This window comes from Streptomyces sp. NPDC097619 (genome assembly GCF_040302735.1).
Taxonomy (GTDB): Bacteria; Actinomycetota; Actinomycetes; order Streptomycetales; family Streptomycetaceae; genus Streptomyces.
In genome coordinates, this window is sequence record NZ_JBEOSD010000145.1 from 1 (window position 1) to 21210 (window position 21210).

Annotated in this window: 15 protein-coding genes; 4 read left to right on the forward strand and 11 right to left on the reverse strand. The window is 75.7% G+C overall.

Features of this window, described 5'->3' with window-relative positions; genetic code table 11:
• Window positions 1–22: 22 nt before the first annotated feature.
• On the reverse strand, window positions 23–1279 hold the full coding sequence (locus ABTZ17_RS29225) for an amidohydrolase (RefSeq protein ID WP_352198758.1): 1257 nt from the start codon (window positions 1277–1279) through the stop codon (window positions 23–25).
• A gap of 180 nt (window positions 1280–1459) precedes the next feature.
• On the opposite strand from ABTZ17_RS29225, the gene ABTZ17_RS29230 reads away from it, so the two are divergent.
• A complete protein-coding gene (locus tag ABTZ17_RS29230; protein ID WP_007268044.1) occupies window positions 1460–1633 on the forward strand; it encodes a thiazolylpeptide-type bacteriocin in 174 nt (57 codons plus the stop codon).
• A gap of 159 nt (window positions 1634–1792) precedes the next feature.
• Here the strand turns inward: ABTZ17_RS29230 and ABTZ17_RS29235 are convergent, their stop codons facing one another.
• From ABTZ17_RS29235 to ABTZ17_RS29280, 10 genes are all read right to left on the reverse strand, one after another.
• Entirely contained in the window at window positions 1793–3751 is a 1959-nt protein-coding gene (locus tag ABTZ17_RS29235) for a TOMM precursor leader peptide-binding protein (protein WP_352198759.1), read from the reverse strand.
• Window positions 3748–4503 (reverse strand): ABC transporter permease, encoded by a 756-nt coding sequence (locus ABTZ17_RS29240; protein ID WP_352198760.1) that lies wholly within the window; start codon window positions 4501–4503, stop codon window positions 3748–3750. Before ABTZ17_RS29240 ends, ABTZ17_RS29235 begins: the two co-directional genes overlap by 4 nt.
• Window positions 4500–5459 (reverse strand): ABC transporter ATP-binding protein, encoded by a 960-nt coding sequence (locus ABTZ17_RS29245; RefSeq protein ID WP_352198761.1) that lies wholly within the window; start codon window positions 5457–5459, stop codon window positions 4500–4502. The genes ABTZ17_RS29240 and ABTZ17_RS29245 overlap by 4 nt, the downstream gene beginning before the upstream one ends.
• Before the next feature lie 79 nt (window positions 5460–5538).
• On the reverse strand, window positions 5539–6681 hold the full coding sequence (locus tag ABTZ17_RS29250) for a peptidase M50 (RefSeq protein ID WP_352198762.1): 1143 nt from the start codon (window positions 6679–6681) through the stop codon (window positions 5539–5541).
• A complete protein-coding gene (locus ABTZ17_RS29255; RefSeq protein ID WP_352198763.1) occupies window positions 6678–7745 on the reverse strand; it encodes a lantibiotic dehydratase C-terminal domain-containing protein in 1068 nt (355 codons plus the stop codon). The genes ABTZ17_RS29250 and ABTZ17_RS29255 overlap by 4 nt, the downstream gene beginning before the upstream one ends.
• Window positions 7733–10582, reverse strand: a complete 2850-nt coding sequence (locus tag ABTZ17_RS29260) for a lantibiotic dehydratase (RefSeq protein ID WP_352198764.1) — start codon at window positions 10580–10582, stop codon at window positions 7733–7735. Before ABTZ17_RS29260 ends, ABTZ17_RS29255 begins: the two co-directional genes overlap by 13 nt.
• Window positions 10583–10595: 13 nt before the next feature.
• On the reverse strand, window positions 10596–12164 hold the full coding sequence (locus tag ABTZ17_RS29265) for a SagB family peptide dehydrogenase (protein WP_352198765.1): 1569 nt from the start codon (window positions 12162–12164) through the stop codon (window positions 10596–10598).
• Window positions 12165–12229: 65 nt separating this feature from the next.
• Window positions 12230–14167, reverse strand: coding sequence for a TOMM precursor leader peptide-binding protein (locus ABTZ17_RS29270; protein WP_352198766.1), 1938 nt, complete (start codon window positions 14165–14167; stop codon window positions 12230–12232).
• Complete coding sequence (locus ABTZ17_RS29275; protein ID WP_352198767.1) at window positions 14157–16400, reverse strand: TOMM precursor leader peptide-binding protein; 2244 nt, start codon at window positions 16398–16400, stop codon at window positions 14157–14159. Before ABTZ17_RS29275 ends, ABTZ17_RS29270 begins: the two co-directional genes overlap by 11 nt.
• 480 nt (window positions 16401–16880) lie before the next feature.
• Window positions 16881–18725 carry an AfsR/SARP family transcriptional regulator gene (locus ABTZ17_RS29280; protein ID WP_502994892.1) on the reverse strand — a complete coding sequence of 615 codons (1845 nt, stop codon included), beginning with the start codon at window positions 18723–18725 and terminating at the stop codon, window positions 16881–16883.
• A gap of 470 nt (window positions 18726–19195) precedes the next feature.
• On the opposite strand from ABTZ17_RS29280, the gene ABTZ17_RS29285 reads away from it, so the two are divergent.
• From ABTZ17_RS29285 to ABTZ17_RS29295, 3 genes are all read left to right on the forward strand, one after another.
• Window positions 19196–19573, forward strand: coding sequence for a VOC family protein (locus tag ABTZ17_RS29285; protein WP_352198769.1), 378 nt, complete (start codon window positions 19196–19198; stop codon window positions 19571–19573).
• A gap of 247 nt (window positions 19574–19820) precedes the next feature.
• Window positions 19821–20252, forward strand: a complete 432-nt coding sequence (locus tag ABTZ17_RS29290) for a VOC family protein (RefSeq protein WP_352198770.1) — start codon at window positions 19821–19823, stop codon at window positions 20250–20252.
• A 95-nt stretch (window positions 20253–20347) separates the two neighbouring features.
• On the forward strand, window positions 20348–21055 hold the full coding sequence (locus ABTZ17_RS29295) for a YoaK family protein (RefSeq protein ID WP_352198771.1): 708 nt from the start codon (window positions 20348–20350) through the stop codon (window positions 21053–21055).
• Window positions 21056–21210: the final 155 nt, after the last annotated feature.

Sequence of the window (21210 nt, forward strand, 5' to 3'; positions counted from 1 at the left end):
GGTGCGGCGGCGCCGTCGTTCCTCAGGCGGGAGCCCCCTCGCCGGGGCGCCCGAGCCGGGCCCTCGCCGCCGCCACCAGGGCGCGGACCCCGGCGGGCAGGGCCGTCCGCGGGTCGGGGGCGAAGGCGGGGGAGTGGTTCGCGGGCAGTGCCGCCAGCTTCAGGGCCGCCGAGTTCCCCGGGGTCCGCGCCCAGGTCGCCGGACCCGTCACCCCGAGCATCCAGTAGCCCAGCCGCACCCCTGAGGCCCCGTGCACCGCCCGTCCGGCCTCGCCGAACAGCGCGAAGTCCTCCGTGGCCAGGGAGGGCGGCCACATGGCCACGGCCGGCTCCCCGAACTCGGCCGCGTGCGCGGCCCGCAGGGCCGCCGTCAGCCCCGGATCGGGGTGCGTCACCGGGGAACCGCCGGTCCGTACGACCTCGGGCTCCCGGGGGCAGGCCGCCGCCGCGCACTCGGCGCGCGCGATCCGCTCCACCGCCGCGGCCGCCCGGTCCAGGGCCGCGTCCCCCACGGCCCGTACGGTGACGCCCAGTTCGGCGCGGTCGGGGATGACGTTCGGGCGGTCCCCGGCGTGGAAGGAGCCCACCGTCACGGCCACCGGGTCCGTGGGCGCCGCCTCCCGGGCCACCACCGTCTGCAGGCGCGTCACCAGGTGGGCGGCCGTCACCACCGGGTCCACCGTCAGGTGCGGGGCGCCCGCGTGCCCGCCCCGCCCGTGCACCACCACCCGGAAGGTGACGCTGCCCGCCGTCACCGGCCCGTACCCGTGGGCCACCATGCCCGCCGGGAGCGGGGCGGCGTGCTGGGCCAGCACCTCGTCGGGCCGGCCGAACCGCTCGTACAGCCCGTCCTCCAGCATGGCCCGGGCCCCGTCCAGGGTCTCCTCCGCGGGCTGCCCCACCACCATCAGCGTGCCCCGCCAGCCGCCGCGGTCCGCGGCCAGGAGCTCCGCCGCCCCGGCCGCCGCGGCCAGGTGCAGATCGTGCCCGCAGGCGTGCGCGGCCCCGCCCCGGGCCGCGTAGGGCAGCCCCGTGGCCTCCCGCACGGGCAGGGCGTCCAGCTCGGCCCGCAGCAGGACCACCGGGCCGGGGCCGTTGCGCAGCACCCCCACCACCCCGTGGCCGCCGATCCCCGTGGTCACCTCCAGGCCCGCCCCGGCCAGCCGGTCGGCGAACAGCCGGGCGGTCCGCGCCTCGGCCCCGGACAGTTCCGGGTTCCCGTGCACGTCCAGGTAGAAGGCGGTCAACGGGCGCAGTAGCGCGCTGAGTCGGTCGGTCATGCCCACGAGCCTCGCGGGCGCGCGCGAGGCGGCGGTGTCATCCCGCTGACACGAACTGCCGGCGGTACGCGGGGCGCTTTGACGGCGCGGGGCGATGAGATGGCTCCAGGCCGGTCGCCCACGGGTGACCCGGTTCCCATTCCACACCACGGTGCTTTCGCCGGACTAAAGGAGCCCACCATGGAGAAGTCCCCCCTCGCCTCGCTCGCCGACGAGATCCTGGAGCTGGAGTCCGAGACCTTCGAGATCTCCGACTACTCCGACGCCAGCGAGGTCGTGCTCGCCGGTTCGACGAGCTGCTCCTCGACCTCCACCTGTTCCTCCACCACCAGCACCACCTCCTGCTCCGCCTGATTCCGGGCGCGCGGCACACGGGTGCGGGCCGCGTCGGCCCGCACCCGTGGAGGGGCCCGGTCCGCCGGGCCCCTCTTTCGCGTGGCCGGGTCCGGGACCGCGGACGGCCGGGCCCGCCACGAGGCGGGCCCGGCCGTGGCCGTGCCGGGGCAGGGCCGGTCAGGGGAAGGGGTGCGGCACCATCCGGATCTCCGCGTCGGTCAGGTCGGTGTCGCGGAGTCCGGCCCGTCGGGCGGCCGTCCGCAGCCGGGGCAGGTACGGGGCACGCTGCCGGGACCAGCCGAAGTCGATGGGCAGCAGCCCCGGGACCACGGCGCACACCGTCCGCAGGCCGATCCGTTCCTGCTCGGGGGTCGTCTGGTCCACGACGATCACGTCGTGACCCGCCGAGGTCAGCCGGTCCACGCAGTACGCGAGGTCCTCGCGCAGGTCGGCGGAGACCGGCGGGGCCGGCCGGTCCGGACCGTAGACCTCGGCCAACGGGCGGACGGCCACCGGCTCCAGGTAGGGGCGCACGTGCTCGGCCATCGCGGGCAGCCCGTACAGCTGGGCGTGGTCCTTCAGGTGCAGCACCCGACCGAAGTCCGCGGCCATGGCCTCCAACGCGCCCTGTCGTTCGGCCACCTGGCCGGGCAGGTGCGGGATGTACGTGAGGACCTCCGACAGGGCCGCCTCGATCGCGTCCACCGGGTCGAGGGCCGCGCCCGCGCCGAAGGAGAACAGCCCGGGGCCGCCGTCCCGGCGGACCGCGAGCCCGGTGACCACCGGAACGCCCAGGTCGATCCGGTTGTCGAAGGCGTGCACCTCGTAGCCCTGGAGCGCCGCCCGGTCGGCCATGGCCCGCACGGCGTCCCCCGGCACGGTGGCCAGGTCGATCTCGGTGAGCCGCTGCCCGCCGTACCAGGCCACCAGGAAGGCGTCCCGTTCGATGAGTTCCAGCAGCGCGCCCAGCAGGGCCTCCTCCGTGCAGCTGCCGATGGCGCAGCCGTTGGAGCATTCGAAGACGAAGTTGTCGGCGGCCAGTCCGGCGCTGTAGTGGACCAGGCGGGCCGGGACCAGCACCGGACGGTCGTCCCGGAGGGAGTGCCCGTACACCCAGGGGATGGGGCGCGCCGGGTCGAAGGGGGAGACGAGCGGGTCGTCCCGGTAGGTGGACTCCGCGTAGAAGCCGCAGGTGGCCGGGTCGAGGGCGGCCTCGCCCAACTCCGCGTAGGAGGCGGTCAGGAGGGTGGAGCCGGTGCGCCGGTGGGTGCCCGCGTACCGTTCCAGGCCCTCCAGGTGGGCCAGGTCCCGGCTGCGCGCGAAGCTGTTGCCCTGACCGCTCCAGGTGACGTCGGTCAGGCCGGCGTAGCCCCGCATGAACACGCTGCCGGCCACCGGGGCGGTGGTCGGGGAGGTCACGTTGATCCAGGTGCCGCCGCCGAGGACCCCGGTCACCGGGTTGGCGAGGGCCCCGTACGGCAGGGGGAAGGAGTCGGCGGCCCGCAACCGCTGGGCGCCGGGCCGCGGTTTGGGCCGGGGACGCGGGGTGAACGGGGCGGGGGCGTCGGTGCCCCGTGGGCCGCAGTCCGGGCACAGAGGGTCGGCGAGCAGCGGGTACGAGCGCACCTGGAGGGTCTTCAGGTCGAGGCGGCTGACCTGCGGCAGGGACCGGTCGGCGGCCGTGTCGCCGGGGGCGCGCACGGTGCCCGAGGTGACGGCCGCGTACAGGGCGCGGACGGCGTCCACGGTGTGGGCCGGCAGGCGCGGCCAGTCCGTGGCCACCGGGGTGAGGGGGCCGGTGCCGGTCTCCAGGGCGTCGCGTTCCGAGCGGCTGCGCAGCCGCTGCCAGCGCATGGCCAGGCAGCGTCCGCAGGCCGGGGCGGTGCCGTCGCCGCCCCAGGGGCCGATGAGGACGGCGGAGGCGGTGAGGTGGACCCGGGCGGCCGGCCGGTCCGCGGCGTGCGGGTCGGGGACCGCGCGGGCCGCGGGCCCGCCACCTGGGGAGGTGCGGACGGTGTCGTGGGCGCCGACGGTGACCACGATCGGCCCGGGTGCGGGGCCGGTGCCGGCCAGGGCGGTCTGGAGGGCGGCGCGGGCCGCCTCCAGGGGCAGCGGGGGTGCGGGGGCGGTCGTCATGCGCGGTTGCTCCAGCGGAAGGTCTTGAACCCGATGAGTCCGAACACCAGGGCGAACCCGGCGAGGGCGGCGCAGCCGAGCCCGATGGTGCCGAGGGAACCGGCCCCGGTCAGGGCGCCGGTGGCCGCGTCGTTGAGGTAGCGCAGCGGGAGGATCCGGGAAACCGACCGCAGCCAGTCCGGCATCATGTCGAGCGGCAGGAAGGACCCGGACAGGAAGGCCATGGGCACCATCATGCAGTTGGCGATGGCCGCCACCGCCTCGGGCGTGTTCGCGTAGGTGCCGACGATGATCCCGATGGCCATGAAGGCCGTGACGCCCAGCACGAGCACGGGTACCACCAGCGGCCAGCGGCCGTCGAGTTCGAGGCCGAAGCCGGGCAGCATCGCCACCGCCACGAACACCGCCGCCTGGACCAGGCCGACCCCGAGGTTGAGCACGTAGCGGGAGGCGAGGACCGTGCCGAGCGGGGTCGGGCTGAGCCGGATCAGGCGCAGCAGGTCGTCGCGGCGCCACTGCATCAGGGTGAAGGCGATGCCGAACACGGCGGCGTTGGCCACGCCCCAGGACATCACCCCGGGCGCGATGTAGGAGATGTAGGGCCGTCCGGTCTCCTCCACGTCCTGGCCGCTGAAGATCAGCCCGAACACGACGAGGAAGAGGAGGGGGAAGGCGAAGGTGAAGAAGAGGGTGGCCTTGTCCCGGACCTGGGCCCGGTATCCGGCGGCGGTCAGTGCCGTGTACGCGCTCATGCCTGGTACTCCGTGGCGGTGGGGGAGGCGGCGGCCCGGGCCGCGCCGGTGAGTTCGAGGTAGACGTCCTCCAGGGTGGCCGTGCGGGTCAGGACCCCGTCGAGGCCGGTGACGGCGTCCACGGCCTGGAGCACCCGGCCGGGTGCGGAGGTCTCCAGGACGAGCGAGCCGCCCTGTTCGCTGACCCGGTCCACACCGGGCAGGGCCGCGGCCTCGTCCGGGGCGATCCGTCCGGCGGGGACGAGCAGCCGGGAGGGGGCCCCGGCGGCCCGGACCAGCTCCATGGGGGAGTCCAGGGCCACGACGCGGCCCGCGGTCATGATGGCCACCCGGTCGCAGAGGGCTTCGGCCTCGTCGAGGTGGTGGGTGGTGTAGACGATGGTGCGGCCGCGGCTCTTCAGCCCGCGCAGCACCTCCCACAGGTCCCGGCGGGCCTGCGGGTCCAGGGCGGCGGTGGGCTCGTCGAGGAAGATCAGCTCGGGTCCGTGGACCAGCGCGGAGGCGATCGCCAGGCGCTGCCGCTGCCCGCCGGAGAGGTTCTCGACGAGGACGTCGCGCTGTTCGGTCAGACCCACCACGGCCAGGGTCTCGTCGGCCGCGGACGGGGGCGTGCGGTAGAGCCCGGCGACCGTGACCAGGTGTTCCCGGGCGGTCTGGCGGACGAAGAAGGCGGAGGTCTGGGTCTGCACCCCCATGCGGGTCAGCAGACCTGTGTTCCGCGGCCAGGGGCTGTGGCCGAGGACGCTGACGGTCCCGGAGTCGGCCTGCCGCAGCCCTTCGAGGATCTCGATGAGGGTGGTCTTCCCGGCCCCGTTGGGGCCGAGGAGGCCGAAGAACTCCCCGCGGCGGACCTCCAGGGACACCCCGGCCACGGCATCGCGGTCCCCGTAGCGTTTGCGGACCTCGTGGGCGGAGAGGGCGGTGGGCTCGGGCGGCTGGTTGCTGTGTGCGTTCATGGGCGGTGCGTCCTCGGTGTGGTGACGGATGGGCCGGGTGGGCCGGGAGGGTCCGGCGGGTGCCCGGGTGCGGGCGGGGTCAACGGGTGACGGCGTACCAGCCTCCCGTGACGGCGGCTGCCAGGAGCAGCAGGACCAGCACCGCCGACCCGACGGTGTAGCCCAGGTAGATCCGGCGGGCCCGCGCCGGGTAGGCGGCCGCCGCGGTCCGGTCCCGCATCCGCAGCCGCGCGTACGCGGCTCCGGCGGGGGCCAGCCGGGTCACCCGGAGGGCGTGCCCGAGCAGGGCGTACCCGTCCATGGGCGGCAGCGGAACCAGGTTGACGAGGGCCTGCGCGCTGCCGAGCAGGAGCAGCACGGACAGGGTCCGGGCCGTCGGGTCCGCGGCGGGCAGCAGCAGCCACCAGCCGCAGAACGGCAGCAGGAAGAGCAGGTTGGCGAAGGCGCCCGCGCCGGCCACCGCGGCCTGGTCCCGACGACGCGGCAGGTAACGGTAGTTGTCCACCCGGCAGTACATGATCGCCACGGGCAGTCGCCAGCGCAGCCCGATCTCCCCGACGGTGCCGCCGGTGTGCCGGGCCGCGATGCCGTGCGCGAACTCGTGCAGGGCCGTGCTCAGCCACAGCAGCGTGGCCACCCCGAGGAGGGCGGCGGGCTGCCCGAACACCCAGACCAGGTCCTCGACCAGCCGGCCGGCACGGGCGGTCAGCAGCCCCTCCATGCCCAGGCACACCGCCAGCAGCAGGGCCATCGGCACCGGGTGCAGCACGGGCCGCAGCCACCGGTGCAGCCGGGCCGTGGCGGCGTCGGCGTCCGCGACCAGCCGGACCCGCCCCCGCAGCAGCGTGCCCTCCCAGGGCTGCGCGGACCGCTCGGGGGCGGCCGGGGCGGGCCCGCCGGCCAGCAGCCGTCGGGAGCCCAGGAGGGCCAGCAGCTGCTGCCAGTTCCGCTCGTCCAGGCGCCGACCGAAGGCCGCGCCGTAGGCGGCGCCGATCTCGGCGAGGCTGCGGCGGCCGTCCAACCGGGACACCAGGAAGTGCTCCTTGGGCCCGATCTCGAAGGCCGCCCCCGACACCGGGTCCTTCACCAGGTGCACGGTCGCCGGACCGTTCAGCAGCGGCGGGGACAGCAGCACGTCGGCCCGCAGCGCCGGCCGGTGCTCCAGCAGGGAGCCGGGCGCGCCCGCCCCCCGACCGCCGTCGGCCGGGACCGGCCCGGTCACGGGGCCACCGCGGCGGCCGCCGCCCCGGGCCGCTCCCGCAGCACCCGACCCAGCAGGTGCGCCAGGTAGGCCTCGTCCCGGATGGTCACGTGCAGCCGGTTGTTGGTCATGTGGAGGTACGGCGACAGCAGCCGGGGCAGCGCCTCCGCCGGATCGGTGACCGGCTCGTCACGGGTCCCGTCCCAGGACCTGAACACCAACCGTCCCGAGGAGGCCAGCTCGGCGGCCCGGTCGCGCAGGTCCCGGCAGTGCGCCGCCCACCCGGCCAGGAACTCCGGGAGCCGTCCGGTGTCCCCGGAGGCCAGCGCCTCCCGGACCCCCTCGAAACGGCGGGACAGCCCCGGGGCGGTCTGCGCGTAGTTCCGGTCGTACTCGTCGGTGCCGATGAACCCGGTCCCCGGGAACGCCTTGTGCCAGAAGTGGTAGTACGAGTCCAGGTAGGCGGCCAGCTCCTCCCGGTCCGGCAGGAACACCCCCGCCATCACCATCATCAGCTGCGCCGAGGTGCCCAGCAGCACCGTCCGCAGGTGCAGGTTCATCCGGCCCAGGGCGTCCATGACCAGATCGCTGGAGCGGGCGAAGTGCCACTCGGCCAGCTCGACCCCGGCCGGGCCGCCGTACTTGCCGTACTCCGGCTCGTAGGGCACCCAGGCGTAGGAGTTGTTCGGGCGGAGGTTCATCCGGCCGTCCGCGCCCATGAAGGAGTCGCGGTCCCCGTCGGGGAACTCGATGTCGAACAGGGTGTTGTAGAACTCGTTCAGGAAGCCGGAGTCCACCTGGTACAGCGCCGGCCGCGCCTTGAGGAAGGCGGCGACGGCCTCCTCGGCGCGCCGTCGCACCTCCTCCGTCGCCGCGGGCGAGGAGGGCCGCAGCCGCAGCCGGACGTGCGGGCCCTCCAACCAGTAGTTGATGAAGAAGTGGCCCGAGATCAGGCCCTCCCCGGTCAGCTCCGCCACCAGCGGACGGACGCAGTTCAGCAGCAGGGGCTGCGGGTTGGCCGCGTAGAAGACGTGCACGGCCTGCCAGTCGCCGCGCTGCGGCTCCGTGGTGCTCAGCTCGGACATCGGACGGGGCCCTCCTGGTGCGGATCGGTCGTGGGGAAGGCGGCGGGACCCGCCGCCGGGGAGCCGAAGGTCTCCACCGCGAACTCCGTGACGTGGCCGCCGCGCGCGGAACGCACCGGCAGCCCTTCGGTGTCCGGCAGCAGCTCCCGGAACACCACCCGGTCGGTGCCCTCGCCGAGCAGGGCCTCGAAGGTCTCCAGGGACAGCAGACTCGCGAAGTCCACGTACTGCGGCTTCGCCCCCGCAGCGGGGCCCACGGCCGCCGCGACCGTCGCGAACACCCGCTCCGGCAGCCCGTGCGCGGTCCGCCAGCGCTGCCAGTCCAGGAAGTCGGCGGCGCTCCGCGCCCCGCGGGCGGGCAGGTCACCGGCGGTGGTGGTCCAGCTCCGCCGGGCCAGCACCAGGTCCCCGTGGACCACCCGGGGCCGGACCCGGACCGGTCCGTCCGCGTCCTCCCGCGGCACCCCCGCCCACACGTCCAGCGGGGACATCGAGGAGGGCGACAGCAGCAGCAGGGTCCGGGGGATCGCGGGCAGCGCCAACGGCACCAGGTAGCCCAGGTACACGGGGATCACCTCCCGGCCCAGCCGGTGCGAGCGCAGCACCACGCGACCGGCCGTCGGATCGTGCTCGGCGTACAGGTCGTCCAGGTCCAGCCGCCGGTCCTCCGGCAGGGTGCCCGTCTCACCGGGGCAGACGATCTCGTACTCGGTGAGCCGCCCGTGCAGGTTGAGGTTCGTGGTCACCGGACCGCCCGTGACCTCGGCGAGCACGGCCCCGGGCGGAGCCGCCGCGGCGTTCGCCGCCCGCAGCCGCGCCGACAGGTCGGCCCCCGCACCGTCGGCCGGGCGCTCCGGAACGCCCTCGGCGCCACGGGGGCCGGCGGCGTCCTCGTAGACGTGCGTGAACCGGCTGAAGGGGAAGGACAGCCCGCCGTAGGCGCGGTTGAGCACCGTCCGCGGCTCCCCGCCCACCGGGTCCACACCGAACTGGAGATGATGGGCACGCGGTGTGAAACCCCGCTCGATCGGTACGAGTTCCGCCGCCACGGCCGCGATGTCCGGCTCCGTCAGGCGCAGTTCCGCGGCACCCGTCGGATCCCCGTACGCCGCCCACGCCGCCCGCATGCGGCCGGTGAAGGTCCGCCGGGCCGCGTCCAGGGCGCGGATCCCGGGCAGTCCGAGCCAGTTCTCCTCCGGCACGTACTCCCCGTGCTCGTCGTAGGGGCGGCGCTTCCCGGTGAAGGACAGGTACTGGTCGAAGAAGTCCTCGTGGAAGTCGTGGACGAGCCCCAGCAGGTCCTCGCAGCGACCGCCCTCCCCGTACCGGGCCGTGAAGAAGCCCTCGAAGGTGATCCGCTGGGCCAGCGTCAGGTCGAAGGCGGGCAGGATCCGCTCCACCGAACGCAGCGAATCCAGCGCCGGCAGCACCACCGGCAGGTCCGCCCCCGCGCTCACGTCCTCGTACACCAGCGTCTGCGGCAGCCCCGCCGCCCCGGCGCCCAGCTCCTCCTGCACCCGCCGCAGACCCGCCCGCAGCTCCGCGAGCAGAGCCCGCCGCTCGTCCCGCCCGGCCGCCGGATAGCGCTCCAGCACCGCCGCCGGTCCGGCCAGCGACTCCGCCAGCCGGTCCGCCCAGGCCGCGCCGAGCCCGGCCAGCGCCGTCCTGAAGGCGGTCAGCGGATCACCGCCGTGCACCACCGTGTCCAGGCACGGCACCCGGACCATGCCCAGGCGCCGCAGCGCGTCCACGTACGCCTCGCACTCCTCGGGCCCCGCCCCGTGCTCGGCGGCCAGCCACTCCGTCAGCTCGTGGTGGCGCAGCTCCCCGCGCGTCGCGAACAGCGCCAGCAACCGGTCCAGGGTGCCGCTGCGGCGCAGGAAGAACAGCCGGTCCGTGGCGGCGTCGAAGGTGACGGCCGCGTCGTCGTCGCCCGCGGCCACCGACTTCCGCACGTACCGGACGCGTTCGCCCTCCCATCCCCAGCCGGAGGCGGGGCGCAGCGGAAGGTCCCGGCGCCGCACCGGATCGGCGAGCACCAGCTCCGCGATCCGCGCCAGCACCACCACGTTGAGGCGGACGTGCCCGGTCCAGATGTCCGCCACCCGCACCGGCCCCGTCCCGGCCTCCCCGGCGGTCACGGCCCGGCCGGTCGCCAGGGCGGTGAAGGTGCTGAAGGGGCTGGTCTTGCAGGCCGTGCGGTACACATACGACAGCACCGCCCGCTCCGCCTTCCGGGCCCGGCCGCGCGGCTCGGCCCCCGTCGCGGCGGCCTCCGCCAGCGGGCCCAACCGGCCCTCCAGCACCGGGGAGGCCAGCAGCAGGCCCAGCCGCAGCCGGTCGTCCTCCAGCAGCCCGGCCAGCTCCCGCCGGCCCGCCGTCAGATCGTCGGCGAGGAGCCCCTCGCCCTCGGCGAGGAGGGCCCGGAACCGGGCCTGCCGCTCCAGCCACTCCGTCAGCCGGACCGCGCCCGCCGGGTCGAGCCCCGCCAGCGCCGTCACCGCCTCCTCGGCCCGGTCCGGCACCCGCCCGTTGTGGATCTTCCTGCGCAGCCCGAGCAGCGCCCGCCGGGCGGTCACCCCGGGCCCGTCCGGCGCCGGGTCGGTGAGGGCCACCGCCCGGTGCAGGACCTCGCCCAGCTCCTCGGCCTCCGCCCCGAGCCCCGCCTCCGCGTCCAGCACCCGGCGCGCCCAGTCGGCCGCCCCGGGACAGCGCAGCCCGTCCACGGCCGCGGCGGGCAGCCCGGCGACCCGGAGCATCAGGTGCTCCCCGGTCCGCCAGGGCTGCCGCCCCGCCGTCCCGGCCCCCGCGGGGCCGGTCCTGGTGGTCGTCCTCATCCTGCTCTCCCCCTCAGGCGATCTCGTGCCGGAAGTCGGCGGGCCGGGGCCGCTCGTGCCCCAGCAGCATGATCAGCAGCGGGGCCTCGTCCGTACCGGCCGTGCCCAGGTGCTCGGTGTAGGAGATGTTGTCGAAACCGAGGGCCACCCCCGCGCCCAGCCCCAGGGCCGCCGCCGTCGTGTAGAAGGTCTGCGCGACCGCCCCGATCGTCCCGCCGACGAGCCGGTAGCCGCGGTCCCCGACGGCGTCCAGGACGGCGGTGGTGCGCACGGCGGGCACCAACACGGCCGCCGCCTGCTCCAGGTTGTAGTTCGACAGGAAGTAGTTCCGCTGGAGGAAGGAGCCCGGCGGGCCCGTCACGACCGGCCGGAGCGCGTGCGCCGCCGGATCGTAGGCGTAGCTGCCGGGCTCGATCCCCGCCACGTGGTTCACGAAGGCGTACAACCGCACCAGACCGCCGCCGTCGGCGCCCTCGGCCTCCGAGCCCAGCGAGGTGGCCGCGCAGTCCGCGAGCGCCGCGGCCAGCTCCTCGGCGGTCACCGCGCGGCTCGCGTCGAAGCGCCCGAAGCTGCTGCGGCGGGCCCGGAGCGCCGCCGGCACGTCCAGCCGGTCCGCGCGCGGCGCGGGCAGCGCCACCGGCTCACCACCGGGCACCGGCCCGGCGGCCGCCGCGTCCAGGGCACCCGGGGCCGGCCGGTCGGCGGCCCGCCCCAGGGTCGCGGCGTGGATCCGCTCCAGGGTCTCGAACTCCAGCACCCGGCGGGAGCGTTCCACGTCCCGCCGGACCACCACCGGGCCCTCCCCGGCCGCCGGAACCTCGGACGCCGGCACCCCGGACGCGGGGGACCGCGCACCGGACGGGTCCAGCGGCACCACCGCGAAGATCCCCTCCTCCCGGTCCGGGGTGCCCAACAGCCGGGCCAACCTCTCCTCGTCGAACCACAGCAACGGGTCCACGTCCAGGCCCCGCCCGGCCGCCCACAGCCGCCAGGTCTGCACCAGCGCCCCCACGTCCATGCTCACGGCGTGGAAGGAGAAGCTGTTGTACTTGAAGGAGTTCTGCCAGTACTTCACGCCCAGCAGCAGGTACCCGGCGTCCGCCCGCTCCGGCCCGGCACCGCCCGTGGCGGCCCGCACCTCACCGGTCACGTCGCCCGCCAGCAGCCGCCGCAGCCCGTGCCGGTGCGGGGCGTAGTGGTACAGCCCCGGGGTCACCGCGGCCCCCGGACCGGCCGCCCAGTACACGCTGACCGGGTACAGCCCCCCGCCCGAGGCCGTGCCCCGGGACCAGTTGGCGTGCGTGTAGTGCGGCAGCGCGCCCAGGTCGGTGTTGGCCTGCACGGCCAGCCGCCGCCCGGTCAGCCCGTAGCTGTCCTGCAACAGCCCGCCCAACAACTCCAGCGAGAAGCCAGGGGCGCCCGGCCCGGCGGGCCCGGGCGACGGCAGCGGCAGCAGCTCCGCGTCCGGGTAGTACTTGGCCTTCCGCGGCCGGTCGGACCAGTCGGGGACGAAGTCGGCGGGCTCCATCGGGATCCGGCCGCGGTGCATGATGTCGTGCGCGTAAGTGGGGGCGTAGCCCACGGGGTTCCTCCTGCGGGGGAGTCGTCGGGACGGCGGGGTGGTTGGTCCGACCGCCGGTTCCGCGGTCACGGGAAGGGATGCGGGGCCGGGTTGAACTCCGCCGGGTCCAGGTCGTGGGCGCGCAGCCCGGCCGCGCGCAGCGCGGTCCGCAGCCGGGGCATGCCCAGCGCCCGCTGCCGGGAGGCGCCGAAGTCGATCGGCAGCAGCCCCGGCACCAGCACGCTCACCGTGTGCAGGCCCAACCGCCGCTGCTCGGGCAGGGTCTGGTCCACCAGCACCACGTCGAAACCGTGCTCGGCCACGGCCGCCACGCACCGCTCCAGGTCCGCGCGGACGTCCCCGGCCACCGCCGCGCCGGACCCGTCGGGCCAGGCGAGCTCCGCCACCGGACGCAGCCGCTCCTGCGGCGCCCGCAGCAGGAACTCCGCCCACCGGCCCATCTCCGGCACCCCGTAGACCAACGGGTGGTCGTGCAGCGCGGTGATCTTCGAGAAGTCCGCCGCCATGGCCCGCAGCCGCTCCTCGTCCCGCTCGGTGCGACCCGGCAGGTTCACGGCGTCGGTGGCGATCTCGCAGAGCGCCGAGTCCAACGCCGACTCCGGATCCAGCCCGGCGCCCGCGCCGAAGCACATCCGCCCCGGACCGCCGTCGAAACGCTCCGCCACCGCCGTCACCACCGGCACCGGGAAGGTGATCCGGGTGTCGAAGAACCGCGCCCGGTACCCGTACAGCGCCAGCCGGTCCACCATGGCCCGGGTCCCCGGCCGCGTGCTGGTGCTCACGTCGATCTCGGGCAGCGGCTGCCGCCCGTACCAGGTGAGCAGGAACGCGTCGCGCTCCACCACCTCCATCAGCCCGAAGTACGCGGCCTCGGCCAGGCTCCCGCCCGAGGCGCACCCGTTCGAGCTCTCCTGCACGAACCGGTTCTCCAGACCCGGCGCGTGGTAGTACGTCAGCACCTCCGGCACCAGCCGCGGCGCCCCGTCGCGCAGCGACCAGCCCCACACCCAGGGGATCTCGCGGTCCGCCGCGAACGGCCGCACCCGCGGGTTGTCCCGGTGGAAGGCGTCGTCGTACAGGCCCACCCGGCGCGGATCCACGGCCGTGCCCGGCTCCAACGCGTCCAGGGAGGCCCGCACCGAGGTGGTGCGGGACCGCGCCCGCATGCCCGCGTACCGCTCCAGCCCCTCCAGGACGCCCACCCGGGCGCTGCGGTCGAAGGAGTCGGTGTGCCCGCCCCAGAACGTCTCCCGCAGGTACTCCCCGGAACGCATCGAGAAGCAGCCGATGGTCGCGGAGGTCGAGGTGGAGGACACGTCCTGCACCAGCGACGGGCCCAGCGCCCCGCACAGCGGGTTGGCGAACGCCGCCACCTCGATGCCGTACGACTCGATGGGCCGGGTCCGGAACACCCCGGGCCGGTACTTCGGCGCGGGCCGCAGCTCCGGCTCGCCCGGCGCGTCCGTGACCGGCACCGCGCACACCGGGCACTCCGGATCCGGCACCAGCGGGTACCGGCGCACCGCACCCCCGGCCAGGTCCAGCAGCAGCACCTCCGGGAACCCGCCGGAGCCGGACCGCGCGACGGCCGGGTCCCGCCGGGACTCCGCCGTGACCAGCGCCGCCAGCAACCCCGCCGCGAACGGCAGCGCGTACGGCCACGCCCCCGCCGGACGGGTCGCCCCGCCCAGCTCCAGCGCGTCCCGCAGCGCCACCGACCGCACCGCCTGCCAGCGCCGTTCCAGACAGCGCGGGCACACCCCCGGCCCGGCCACCACGGCCTGACGGCCGTACAACCGCACCGGGACGGCCGGCGTGGCCCCGGCCCGATCCGGTCCGCCCGGCCCGGCGGGCGCGGCGAACGCGTCCCGCAGCCCCAGGACGCCCAGCTCCACCGGGGGCCCGCCGAGCGCGGCCAGCTCCCCGGCCAGCAGCGCGGCGAACCGGTCGGCGGCCTCCTCAGCCGGCCCCGCCGCCGGGGCCGGTGCCGTGTCAGGAGCCATCGCGGGACTCCCCGACTCCGGCGGCCGAGGCCAGCAGCACCCGGACGGTGTGGATGCCGGCGGCCGCCAGATCGGCCGGTCCGGTGCGCACGACCAGCACGTCCCGGCCGGCCGCCGCCAGCCGCTCCAGGACCTCGGTCCAGCCGCGCGCACCGCCCGCCGCCCCCGACTCCGGAGCCGCCTCGCCCGCCACGGCCAGGGCCCGCGGGTCGAGGTCGCGCAGCAGTGGGTCCCCGGTGTCCGCGGGCCCGTCACCGGAGGCGGCGTCCCGCTCGTACTGCGCCGCGCCCAGCAGGTCCCGCAGCGCCGCCACGGCCGCCTCCCGCCGCTCCAGGGCGGCGCCCACCGCCCACCGGCCGCCGGAACGGGCCAGCAGCACGTGCGCTCCGCTGTGCGCCTCCTCGCCCAGGTCGAGGAGTTCCACGGGCAGCTCCAGTCGGTCCGCCGACCGGAGGAGGAAGGTCAGCTCGGCGTCCGCCTCCGCGCCGCCCGCGACCTCGGTGGAGGGCAGCGGCACCGGTGCGGCAGGTGCTCCGCGCACGGCGCGCAGCAGGGCCGCGTGGGAGAGCGCGGACAGCAGGCCCGCGGCGGCGGCGTCGGCCGGCGAGGGACCGGCTCCGGCACCCGCCCGGGTCCGCTCGAACAACCCGGCCGCGTTGTGCGGGCCGAAGGGCCGTACCGCGCCCGCCGGGACGAGCACGGGCTCCTTCGTCGACAGGGACACCCCGCGCTGCCACGCGGCGGGCCGGCCCGCGACCCCGCTGGCCGACAGCAGCCCCTCCGCGACGGCGGCCCCCGCGGCCTCCGCCACCACCTCGGGGGCCGGGGCCACGTGCTCGGCGTACACCAGGGCCGCCGCGTCCAGGGCCCGCATCCGGGCTCCCGCCACGTGGTGCACGTCGAAGGCCGCGACGGTGCGCCGGGCACCCGGCGCGGTCCCGAAGCCGACGGCGCTCACCTTCAGCGGGATCTGGGTGAGCGGTTCGTCCTCGTAGCGGGTGAACACCCCGGTGTGCGGGCGGACCAGGACGGCCCGCCGGTTCAACTCCTCCACCAGCGCGTCCGCGTCCCGGGCGGTGTCCAGGGTCGGCAGCGCGGGCGCCGCCGAGGCCCCGGCCGCCGTGAGGTCCACCGGTTCGACGGCCCCGGCCGCGGCGGTCGCCGCGGCGGCACCCCCGCAGAGCGGACAGGCCGGGTGCGGGGACAGCGGCTCGGCCGTCACGTCCAGGGAGTCCAGGTCCTGCACCAGCACCTGCCCGTCGGTCTCGGCGGGCAGCGCCCCCGAGACCACGCGGAACACCTCGTAGCCGAGGAGGTTGCCGGTCATCGCGGCCAGCGGCCCGGACACGGGGACCCCGGGGGCGGGGGCACCGGGCAGCGCCAGCGCGTTCCACAGCCCCGCCGCGGCCCCCGCCGCGCCCTCGGTGCCGCCCGAGCCCAGCCGGAGCGCCGCGCAGCCCCAGCACGCCGGGCCGCCGGACCGGGACAGGGGGCCGGTGACCCCGTACCCGCCGAAGGTCCAGGCGGGCAGCAGCAGCTTGCCCTCCGGCACCCCCTCGCGCAGCAGCGGCAGCAGGCGTGCCGGGGCGGCCGGGCCGCCGGTGACCACGACCACGTCCCAATCCGCCAGCGCCGACCAGGTCGGCTCTCCTGCGGGCAGCGGCAGCAGCTCCACCGGGCAGCCGTCGGCACCCGCCTCGGCGGCCTCCGCGGCGGCCTCCACGGTGTCCGTCCCGGGCAGGAACCCGACGGTCGCGCAGCCGTTGCGGACCAGGCTCAGCACCGCCCAACGTGCCGTCTCGTCCTCACCGAGGACCGCCACCCGAGCGGACCGGAAGGCGGCGAACCGGGCGGCGGCCCCGTCGGCGTAGTGCTCGGCGTAGGCGATCTGCGGGGCGTAGCGGCGGGCCACGTCGGCGGAGAGACCGCCGTCCGGCTCCGGGCCGGCCTCGGCCACCGCGCGGGCGAAGTCCCGTTCGTACAGGGTGCTCACCAGCTCCGCGACCATGCTCCGCTGTGCCTCGCCGAGCCCGGTACAGAGGTCGGCCACCGTGTGCGTGCCGTCGAGGTGCGGGACGATCAGCGTCGCGAACCGGTAGGCGGACTTGGCGTTGAGCCGGAACCCGCCGTCGGAGTTGTGGAACAGCACCCCGTCCGGGGTCTGCGTGAACAGCACGTCCCGGCGTATCCGGGGTCGGGTCGCGGCGACGGCGTCGAAGGTGGATCGGGTCATGGGGTACCCCCGTGTGCGGTCTGGCCGGCGGCGCGGGCCGTCGGAAGGGTCGGAGGCCCTCGGGGCGGAGCGGGCGCGGGTAACGCGCCCTCCGGTGCCGGGGCCTGCAAATGCCGTGGTTGCTACGGGTGCTGAGGAAGGGTCGGGAAGCGGATCGCTCGGGCTCGAATGCCGTGAACCGGATGAACCGTGTGGGCGACGTGAATGCCGCGAGCATGGAGGATCCGGATGGCCGTGAGGAGCGGGTCGGAGGGGAAAGGGGAGGTCTGGGGGCTCGTCAGGGGGGCGCGGGGTGGAAGGGGGAGCCGGTCCGGGAGGTGGGTGGTGGGGCCTGTGCGGTGGGTGGGGCCGTGTGGTCGGTGGGGTGGTGGTCGAGCGGGTGGCCGGGGCGGGGCCCGGTGGGCGGACCGTGGCAGGTCCCGGACCGCGGTCCCGTCCTGTCGTGCTCCGTTCCGGTCTCCTCGCAGGTCGGGCGGGGTGTCAGGCGGCGGCGCCGGGCACGCACCCGGTGAGGTGACGCGCGTAGCGACGCAGCAGGGCGTGCATGCGGTACGGGCCCGGCGGCCCGTCCTCCAACAGCCCCGCGTCCACCAGCTGTTCGAGTTCCTCCTCGGTTACGCCCCGGCCGGGCGCGGGCTCCCGCGGGGCGTCCGCCAGGCGCAGGAACGCCTCCCGGAGCTCCTCGGGCAGGGCCTCCAGGGCCTGTCCGAACACCTCGGGCACGGACAGTCGCGGACCGCCCGGCAGGGCGAGCCGTCCCGGGGGATCCGCCGCTATCCAGGCCGCGCAGTCCGCCAGGGACAGGCCCGGCCGGGTCAGCAACCGTCCCGCCGCGATCCGCAGGGCCAAGGGGAAGTGCCCGCAGACCCGGGCCAGTTCGCCGGCGGCTTCCGGCTCCGCCGCGATCCGGTCCGGTCCCGCGAGCCCTGAGAGGAGGGCCCGCGCCTCGGCCTCCCCGAGCACGTCGAGGCGGTGCACCGCCCCGCCGTGCGTGGCCACCACCGCCGCCAGGGCGTTCCGGCTGGTCACGACCACCCGGGTGTCCGTCCCGGTGACGGCGGCCAACAGCGGAAGGACCTGCGCCGCCCCCGTGGCGTCGTCCAGGAGCAGCAGCCGGCCCCCGTCGCCGGGGGCCGGCAGCAGGGTCCGGGCCTCCGCCTCGCCGACCGGAGTACCGTCCGGCCCGGTCAGCGGGACGAGGACGGCCCCGCCCGGGAACGCGGCGAGCACGTCGTGCGCGCACCGCAGGGCCAGGGCCGATTTCCCGATGCCGGGGGCCCCGGACACCACGACGAGCCGGGGCCCGGCCGGGTCGGTGAGCTGAGCGGTGAGCGCGGCCCGCACCGCCGCACGACCGGTGAAACCGGCCGGCGGCGGCAGCTCCGCTCCGTCCGAGGTCACCGTGCCGGTACGGATCGGCCGGGCGGCGGAACCCTGCCGTCCCGCCGGGAACGCGGGCGCCGGGACGCCCGAGCGGGTCGCTCCGGTGCCCGAGGTCAGTGAGAGCACCGGAGCCCCCGCGCCGGAGGACCGGCCGGAGCGCCCCGCCGGCAGGGCCGTCGGGGCCCCGCCCAGCTCCTCCGCCCGCAGGATGGCCAGCTCCAGCCGGCGCAGCCCGGGCCCGGGGTCCACCCCCAGCTCCTCGCGGAGCCGTTCGCGGACGGTCCGCAGCTCGGCCAGGGCCTCCGCCTGCCGACCGGTGCGGTACAGGGCTTCGATCAGTTGCTCGGTGAACCGTTCCCGCACCGGATGGCGCCGGGCGGTCGCGGTCTCGTACAGGTCCACCAGCACCTGGTGGCAGTTGCCCGCGGCCAGTTCGAGGTCGCAGACCCGTTCCAGGACCCGCAGCCGCTCCTGTTGGAGGGCGGGTACGGCGTCCCGCTGGAGCAGGCGCGAGGCCACGTTGGCCAGGGGCTGGCCCTGCCACAGGGACAGGGCCTCCCGCAGCCGGTACAGCTCCTCGCCCGGTCCCCGGTCCCGGCCCGCGGCGGCCGCGCCCTCGGCGAGGAGGCGGAAGGCCACCAGGTCCGAGCCGGCGGCGTCCACCCGCATGCGGTAGCCACCGGGCACGGCTTCGATGGTGTCCGCCGCTATTCCGTATTTGGCGAAGATCCGTCGGAGCCGCAGCACGCAGGTCTGGAGCGCGGCCCGCGCGGTGCCCGGGGGCTCCTCGTCCCATACGGCGCTGAGCAGATAGGACACCGAGACCACGGAACCGGGATTGAGCAAGAGGGCGGCGAGCAGGCTGGTCGGTTTGGATGGCTTGAGAACGACGGTTTCGGAGCCTTGCGCAATACTCAGGGGCCCCAGGAGCTGAAAGCGCATATCGACTCCCCGGATGCGCGTGGGAGCGGAACCGGGGCGCGAAACGGCCGTCGTTCCGCCCCCCATCGGGCGGTGAATGAGGGGCACATTACAGAAGAGATCTTGCGGAAGTCGAGTTATCGGACGGCCTCTCGACAGGCTCGGGACCTTGGTCCCCTGGTCGTCACCTCGACTTGGGCAAGAAGTTGCCAATGGCTTGTTACTGCTGTTGAGAGGTGAACGAATTCCTCATCGCCGCAGGACGGTGAAACCTCCTTTCCGGTTCACTCGACACGTGAATTCGGCCGGAACTCGTCTCACTCGCGGACCCTTACTCGAATTGAGGTGGGAGATCGGGATCACCCGCGATTCGGTCATGGCCGGAATTGGCCGGTCCGGATCCCGCCGGCGCGCTGCGCCGTCCCCGGCTCCGGGGGATGCTGGGGAGAGGACGTGGACGGGCGGGGAACGGGCGACCGGAGGTGAGCGGCATGCTGGCGGCGAGCAGGGCTTTCAGTGGGTACTCGGTGGATTCGATGGACGCGGCGCGGGAGTTCTACGGGGAGGTCCTCGGGGTCCGGGTCACCCCGGACCACGGCATGCTCTTCCTGGAGCTGGAGGGCGGGAACCGGGTCCTGCTCTACCCGAAGGACGACCACCGGCCCGCCGGGTTCACCGTCCTCAACTTCCCCGTGCCGGACGTGGAGGCCGCCGTGGACGCCCTCACCGCCCGCGGGGTCTCCTTCGAGCGGTACGAGGGCTTCCCCCAGGACGACAAGGGCGTCGTCCGCGACCCGGACCACGGCCCCGCCATCGCCTGGTTCAAGGACCCGGCGGGCAACGTCCTCTCGGTGATCGAGGACGACTGATCGAAAACGACCGATCGAGGAGAACCAGCCGACGGCGCCGGGTCGCGGGCGCCGGGTAGCGGGGCGACCGCACCGGGGCGGACCCGACGCGAGCGCGTGCGGACGCGCTCGCGTAACGGACCGTTTGGACCCGCCGGGCCCCCGGTCGCCCGGACCACTCGGGCCGTTCCGGGTGCGCGGGCTCCGTCCGGTGGGGGACGGTGGGGGAGTGCGCCGGACCCGCCGGCCCCTCGCCTGGAGACACGTCATGAACTGGACCCTCGAAGTGGTCATGGTCCCCGTCACCGACCTCGACCGCGCCAAGGAGTTCTACGCCGACCGCGTCGGCTTCGCGGTGGACCTCGACGACGAGGTGGCGCCCGGAGTGCGCATCATCCAGCTCACCCCGCCCGGCTCGCGCTGCTCCATCGCCCTCCAGTCCGGGCTGCCGACGCCTCCCGGAGGCAAGGAGATGACCCCGGGGGCCCTGCACGGGCTCCAGCTCTGCGTCACCGACATCGAGGCGGCCCACCGCGGGCTCACCGAGCGCGGGGTCCCGGTCTCCCCGGTGCGGCACGTCGGTGAGCACGGCTGGACGGAGGGCAAGGGCGGGACCTGGAACTCCTTCCTGTCCTTCGAGGACCCCGACGGCAACGGCTGGATGGTCCAGGAGGCCCCCACCGAGCTCTCCGAACGCTGACCGAAGCGGTACCGGCCACGGGGCCCGGCCGGGACTCGGCGGGATCTCGTGGCGTCCGGTCGCGGCGGCCGGGCCGGGCTGGTGCACTGGGAGGCGTGGACGAGCCAGGCGGACCCGGCGGAACCCCGCGCACGCGGGGGCGGCTGCTGTATCCCGAAGGGCACCCGAGGGCGCACCTCGGGTCGCTCCTCCTGGTGCTGACCTTCGCGAGCGGGCTCGTCGACGCCGTCAGCTTCTTCGGACTGGGGCACGTGTTCGTCGCCAACATGACGGGCAACGTCGTCTTCCTCGGGTTCGCCCTCGCCGGCTTCGGGGAACTCTCCGCCCCCGCCTCCGCCGCCGCCCTCGCCTCCTTCCTCCTCGGCGCCGCCGCAGCGGGCCGGCGCCGCGCGGGCCCCGCGGGTGCCCGGCTGCTCGCCCGACTCGTGGCCCTCCAGGCCCTCCTGACCGCGGCCGCCCTCATCGTCCTGGCCTGCGGCGGCGGCCGCTACCCGGTACTCGTGCCGCTGGCCGCGGGCATGGGCCTGCAGAACGCCGTGGTCCTCCGCCTCGGCCTGCCCGACCTCACCACCACCGTGGTCACCCGTACCCTCACCGGTCTCGCCGTCGACCCCTGGGGGGCCGCCGGTCGCCGCCGACTGCTGTCGGTGGCCGTCCTCTTCCTCGGTGCCCTCGTCGGCGGCCTCCTCTACGCGGGCCCCGGTTCCGCCTGGGCCCTGGCGGCCGTCCTCGCCCTGCTCTGCGCCGTCGCCGTCGTGCCCTTCCGCCACGGCCCCGACCCCCCGGCACCCCCCACGCCCTGACCGGGAGCCCCGCTCACCGCCCCACCGCGGCCCTGGCCGCGGCCCGGCCCGGGCGCCGGCCTAGGCAGTGTCTTCAAAGAGGCTTTAGCCAGAGGAACAGGGACGCGATGGTGACGGCTGCCTGGTAGGACTCGCGGGTCTTGTCGTAGCGAGTG

What these genes read in the sequence shown, in the direction of transcription:
- ABTZ17_RS29225 (WP_352198758.1), bottom strand. Translation starts at nt 1,279, where the DNA reads ATGACCGACCGACTCAGCGCGCTACTGCGCCCGTTGACCGCCTTCTAC.
- ABTZ17_RS29230 (WP_007268044.1), top strand. Translation starts at nt 1,460, where the DNA reads ATGGAGAAGTCCCCCCTCGCCTCGCTCGCCGACGAGATCCTGGAGCTG.
- ABTZ17_RS29235 (WP_352198759.1), bottom strand. Translation starts at nt 3,751, where the DNA reads ATGACGACCGCCCCCGCACCCCCGCTGCCCCTGGAGGCGGCCCGCGCC.
- ABTZ17_RS29240 (WP_352198760.1), bottom strand. Translation starts at nt 4,503, where the DNA reads ATGAGCGCGTACACGGCACTGACCGCCGCCGGATACCGGGCCCAGGTC.
- ABTZ17_RS29245 (WP_352198761.1), bottom strand. Translation starts at nt 5,459, where the DNA reads ATGAACGCACACAGCAACCAGCCGCCCGAGCCCACCGCCCTCTCCGCC.
- ABTZ17_RS29255 (WP_352198763.1), bottom strand. Translation starts at nt 7,745, where the DNA reads ATGTCCGAGCTGAGCACCACGGAGCCGCAGCGCGGCGACTGGCAGGCC.
- ABTZ17_RS29260 (WP_352198764.1), bottom strand. Translation starts at nt 10,582, where the DNA reads ATGAGGACGACCACCAGGACCGGCCCCGCGGGGGCCGGGACGGCGGGG.
- ABTZ17_RS29270 (WP_352198766.1), bottom strand. Translation starts at nt 14,167, where the DNA reads ATGGCTCCTGACACGGCACCGGCCCCGGCGGCGGGGCCGGCTGAGGAG.
- ABTZ17_RS29275 (WP_352198767.1), bottom strand. Translation starts at nt 16,400, where the DNA reads ATGACCCGATCCACCTTCGACGCCGTCGCCGCGACCCGACCCCGGATA.
- ABTZ17_RS29280 (WP_502994892.1), bottom strand. Translation starts at nt 18,725, where the DNA reads ATGCGCTTTCAGCTCCTGGGGCCCCTGAGTATTGCGCAAGGCTCCGAA.
- ABTZ17_RS29285 (WP_352198769.1), top strand. Translation starts at nt 19,196, where the DNA reads ATGCTGGCGGCGAGCAGGGCTTTCAGTGGGTACTCGGTGGATTCGATG.
- ABTZ17_RS29290 (WP_352198770.1), top strand. Translation starts at nt 19,821, where the DNA reads ATGAACTGGACCCTCGAAGTGGTCATGGTCCCCGTCACCGACCTCGAC.